Here is a 4,498-nt window from a genome sequence, read left to right as displayed (position 1 = left end):
GCCTGGAGGACATCCCGGAAGACCAGCGAATTGAGTCCGGTATTTCTTCCGCCGCGGCGATGGAGATTATCAGCAACGTGAGCGAAAACCGCCAGGTGACCGTCCCTGCTGAACTGCTGGCGTCCCTGATTCAGACCGCTGAACAGGCATTGTGGAAACGTGAATGGGCCGCCCGGGATCATGGCCTCGCCGTCCCGGAATGCGTCACCCGCCGTCAGGCGGTGATTAATCAGGCCCGCACCCTGCTGAAAAACAACAGACACGAAAACGACTGATGTTATCGCCGCCTCCGGGCGGCGATTCAGGGAGAACGATTAATCATGAACGAAAACACAACACTGAACGCACTGATTTGTCGTCACGCCCGCAACCTGCTGCTGGCGCAGGGCTGGCCGGAAGAGACGGATGTTGACCAGCGGAACCCGAACCATCCGGGCTGGATCAGCATTTATGTTCTGCTGGATGCGCCCCGGCTGGCGACGTTACTTATCAACCGTCACGGCGGCGCACTGCCGCCGCTCCTGGCCTCCGCCATTCACAAACTGACCGGAACCGGGGCGGAACTTGTACTGTCCGGCAGTCAGTGGCAGTCGCTGCCGGTACTTCCGGCAGACGGAACGCAGGTGTCTTTCCCGTATGCCGGTGAGTGGCTGGCAGAGGACGAAATCAGGGCAGTTCTTGATGCGGTACGCGATGCAGTACGCTGTGTCAGTTACCAGGTGGCAGAAGATACGCGGCGTATCCGGGCGGCGCTGACCACCACCGGTCAGACGTTACTGACCCGCCAGACGCGCCGCTTTCGCCTGGTCGTGAAGGAGAGCGATCACCCCTGCTGGCTCGATGAGAACGACGAAAACCTGCCCGTGGTGCTCGACGCCATCCTGAACCGGGGCGCACGTTTTTCGGCGGTGGAAATGTATCTGGTCAGCGATTGTATTGAACATATCCTGTCCAGTTGGCTGGCCTGGGATGTGCTGCGTATACCGGATGAACCGCCCCGCCGCTGGTTTGACCGTGGTGTTCTGCGGGAGGTGGTCCGGGAAGCCCGGAACGAAATCCGCAGCATGGCGGATGCCCTGGCAAAAATCAGGGGCTGATGATGGCGGGGAAAATCCCCGCCTTTTTCCTGCCGGTCCCGGACAGAGCACAAAGGAAGTCGCCGCCGGCTCCGCTTTACCCGGCCATGCGGGCATGGCCTTATGGGTTTTCAGTTATGTGGCCTCAGCGCCGTGTGCGGGCTGTGCCGTGCCTCCATCTTAGCCGGGCTGGCGTTGATGCAAGGGTACGCTTCGCCGCTGCGGTCACCCGGTCCCTCCTTCCCGTCTGCCGTGATTTTCCGGTCGTTCGCCCGCTCAGGTTTCGCGGCCTCACCCTGCAACTCCCGCCAGCCGTGTGCGTCAGGCTGCGGCTTCCCTTGCGCCCCTGCATCCCCGCCTTATCGCCCGGCTTTTATGGAGGCACGGCACCGCCCGGTGTCGCGGAATATGTGAACAACGGAGGAAAACATCATGCAATATGCGAAACCTGTCACTCTGAACGTTGAAGAGTGCGACCGTCTCTCCTTTCTGCCTTACCTGTTTGGCAACGATTTTCTGTATGCCGAGGCGTATGTGTACGCGCTGGCGCAAAAAATGATGCCGGAATATCAGGGCGGCTTCTGGCACTTCATCCGCCTGCCGGACGGTGGCGGTTACATGATGCCGGACGGTGACCGTTTCCACATGGTGAACGGTGCAAACTGGTTTGACCGTACCGTGAGTGCTGATGCCGCAGGCATCATCCTTACCTCCCTTGTGATTAACCGCCAGTTGTGGCTGTACCACGACAGCGGGGATGCAGGACTGACCCAGCTTTACCGGATGCGCGATGCGCAGTTGTGGCGTCACATCGAATTTCACCCTGAATGCAACGCGATTTACGCGGCTCTGGACTGATTAACGGACGGGGCGGCAATGCCGCCCCTGTAAAGGAGACGAGAACATGTACTGTACTGTTAAAGAAATTATCCGCGAAATGCTGGATACAGACGTGCCGGACAGTGAATGCGTTTTTGCCGTGGTGCTGACCCGTGGGGATGTGCGTCACATAGCCCAGGACTGGAACCTGTCAGACGATGAGCTGGAAACCGTCATGCAGCGGCTGGATGATGCCTTTGAGCATGGTGCGGATGTCAGCGTTGTTCACGACGTTGTTCGTGAACTGATGGAAGAAAAGCGCGCCAGCCGTCAGGTGACAGTCCCGGCGGTGATGCTGGAAAAAGTGTTGGCGCTGGCAGGCAGTGAAATGAAGCGCCTGTATGCCGTCGGGAGTGATAACGGGGGCGACGGTGACGCATTCGTCAGGGAGGAACGCGAAGCAATGGACGTTGTGTTACAGGCGCTGGACGGGGAGACGATGTCATGAATATCAGCACAGAAAGTCGCGAAATTCTGCGTAATTACAGGGCCGTGATTAATGCGCGGCGTCGTGAAATGGGGCAGAAACCGCTCACCACTGCGCAGATTGTTGATGAAATCTGCGATTTTGTGGCGAATCAGCAGGCGGTTTTCCTCGGTGGTCACTATATCCTTCAGGGCAGCAGAAACAGGTGATACAGGGCAGGCGGTGGAGGCCGCCTGTCAGCCCGCGCGAACCCCCCTGGCAGGCTGACGCCTGCCGGAAATGCGGGGTGCAGCGCCTGCGGCGCTGCCGGCCCGGCTTTCCGGTCAGAAGGTAGTGTATGGCTGTATGCAGGGAACAGGTGTGATATTCCGTGACACTGTCACCGTTTCTGGCTGTCTTTTATTGCGCCCACTTCGGCTCCCGGCTGCCTGGCGGCATCCGGTCGTCAGGCCCGACTCCGACAGGCAGCTGCTGGCGCACCCGCCAGTCTCCGCCGAACCCGCTGGCGCGGTTTCGGGCTGCCGCTACGGTCCGATGCGTGAAAACCCGGCTTGCAGCGACCGTTCCGGTCGCGCCGCCCCTGTCGCGCCGTGACCTGCGCTCCCTGCACACCTGACGGTGTGTGAGGAAACTGCGCCTGATGGCGCAGCAGTCTTCCCTCCTGCCGCCACCCCTGCGGCCTGTTTCCCGCTGTGGACTTTCCGGGGGGCAGACGTAACCCCCTCCCGTTCCATCTGTCCAGGGTGAGATGCACCGGCCACAAAATTTTTAGCCATGAACCCGGCTAAAAATTTTGCGTCCGCCCCCGGACAGCTGTCCCGTGAGGCGGTAAACGGGCCCCCATCGGAAAGGTCCACTGCGGGGAGAAACCCCTGTGAAGTGGACGGCAGGAGGAGCTTTCGCTCCTCTGAAGGGGCACATGAACGTCCCGTCGCCGGTATCCGGTTTATCTCACATCTTTCAGTCAGGAGGTTCTTATGAGTGCACGTGGTATCAACAAGGTCATCCTCGTCGGGCGTCTGGGCAATGATCCTGAAGTCCGTTACATCCCCAACGGGGGCGCAGTGGCAAACCTGCAGGTGGCCACATCAGAAAGCTGGCGTGACAAACAGACGGGGGAGATGCGGGAGCAGACGGAATGGCACCGCGTGGTGCTGTTCGGCAAGCTCGCGGAAGTGGCAGGTGAATATCTGCGCAAGGGTGCGCAGGTCTACATCGAAGGTCAGCTTCGCACCCGTAGCTGGGAAGATAACGGTATCACCCGTTACGTCACTGAAATTCTTGTTAAGACCACGGGCACCGTGCAGATGCTGGGACGTGCACCACAGCAGAACGCTCAGGCGCAACCGAAGCCTCAGCAGAATGGGCAGCCACAGAGTGCTGACGCGACGAAAAAAGGTGGCGCGAAAACGAAAGGCCGTGGACGTAAGGCCGCGCAGCCAGAGCCTCAGCCTCAACAACAGCCAGAACCTCCTTATGGCTTCGACGATGATGCGCCATTCTGATCTGGCTGATTTTTCTGACAGCCCCACCATGTGTGGGGCATTACCGGAGAACGATGATGAACAAATCCGATGAAATGATTCAGGAACTACCCGATGGGGCATTCACCCGCGAGTGTGCTGAAACCGTTGTTACACAGTACCGGAATGTCTTTATCGAGGATGATCAGGGAACGCATTTTCGCCTGGTTGTCCGTCAGGATGGCACGTTGATCTGGCGCTCCTGGAATTTTGAGGACTGTGCCGGGTACTGGATGAACCGGTACATCAGGGATTTCGGCATTCGTAAGTAAGAGAGGTGCCGGACGCGCGAACGTCCGGCAGGACATAAGCAATTATAAGGGGATGATTATGCCTGTAACGAAGTGTGAACCAGAAACCACCCGCAAAGCAAGCCGTAAATCTGTAAAAACTCAGGAAACCGTCCTGTCTGCCCTGCTGGCGCAGACGGCGGAAGTGAGCGTGCCGCTGGCCTCACTGATTAAGTCACCGCTGAATGTGCGCACGGTGCCGTATTCTGCGGAGTCCGTCAGCGAGCTGGCGGACTCCATTAAAGGTGTCGGCCTGTTACAGAATCTGGTTGTTCATGCCCTGCCAGGTGACCGCCACGGTGT

The 4,498-nt window shown here is 59.0% G+C and carries 8 protein-coding genes and 1 pseudogene; all 9 read left to right on the top strand.

Annotated features, from left to right (window positions below):
• Positions 1–275 (top strand): DUF1380 family protein (locus BEB54_RS27775; protein WP_123059766.1); only part of this gene is annotated, 275 nt, incomplete at its 5' end.
• A 45-nt stretch (positions 276–320) separates the two neighbouring features.
• Positions 321–1,097 carry a hypothetical protein gene (locus BEB54_RS29165; RefSeq protein ID WP_201798174.1) on the top strand — a complete coding sequence of 259 codons (777 nt, stop codon included), beginning with the start codon at positions 321–323 and terminating at the stop codon, positions 1,095–1,097.
• Between the two features lie 411 nt (positions 1,098–1,508).
• Positions 1,509–1,934: an antirestriction protein gene (locus BEB54_RS27760; RefSeq protein WP_001198928.1), complete on the top strand. Its 426-nt coding sequence runs from the start codon at positions 1,509–1,511 to the stop codon at positions 1,932–1,934.
• Positions 1,935–1,980: 46 nt separating this feature from the next.
• The gene (locus BEB54_RS27755; protein ID WP_105282338.1) at positions 1,981–2,403 is read left to right on the top strand and encodes a DUF1380 family protein; all 423 of its coding nucleotides are present in this window, start codon (positions 1,981–1,983) and stop codon (positions 2,401–2,403) included.
• On the top strand, positions 2,400–2,591 hold the full coding sequence (locus BEB54_RS27750; protein ID WP_023278050.1) for a hypothetical protein: 192 nt from the start codon (positions 2,400–2,402) through the stop codon (positions 2,589–2,591). The genes BEB54_RS27755 and BEB54_RS27750 overlap by 4 nt, the downstream gene beginning before the upstream one ends.
• A gap of 70 nt (positions 2,592–2,661) precedes the next feature.
• Positions 2,662–2,976 (top strand): hypothetical protein, encoded by a 315-nt coding sequence (locus tag BEB54_RS28940; protein WP_001434357.1) that lies wholly within the window; start codon positions 2,662–2,664, stop codon positions 2,974–2,976.
• A gap of 383 nt (positions 2,977–3,359) precedes the next feature.
• Complete coding sequence (locus BEB54_RS27730) at positions 3,360–3,887, top strand: single-stranded DNA-binding protein (RefSeq protein ID WP_001276121.1); 528 nt, start codon at positions 3,360–3,362, stop codon at positions 3,885–3,887.
• Positions 3,888–3,943: 56 nt separating this feature from the next.
• Positions 3,944–4,177, top strand: a complete 234-nt coding sequence (locus tag BEB54_RS27725) for a DUF905 domain-containing protein (RefSeq protein WP_001042948.1) — start codon at positions 3,944–3,946, stop codon at positions 4,175–4,177.
• Positions 4,178–4,235: 58 nt separating this feature from the next.
• Positions 4,236–4,498, top strand: a pseudogene (locus BEB54_RS27720) (ParB N-terminal domain-containing protein); the annotation flags it as partial.

It is taken from the genome of Escherichia sp. MOD1-EC6021 (assembly GCF_002965245.1).
Classification (GTDB): domain Bacteria; phylum Pseudomonadota; class Gammaproteobacteria; order Enterobacterales; family Enterobacteriaceae; genus Escherichia; species Escherichia coli_F.
The sequence above is the reverse complement of the archived record's forward strand: the minus strand, read 5'-3'. Positions and strand labels throughout refer to the sequence as shown.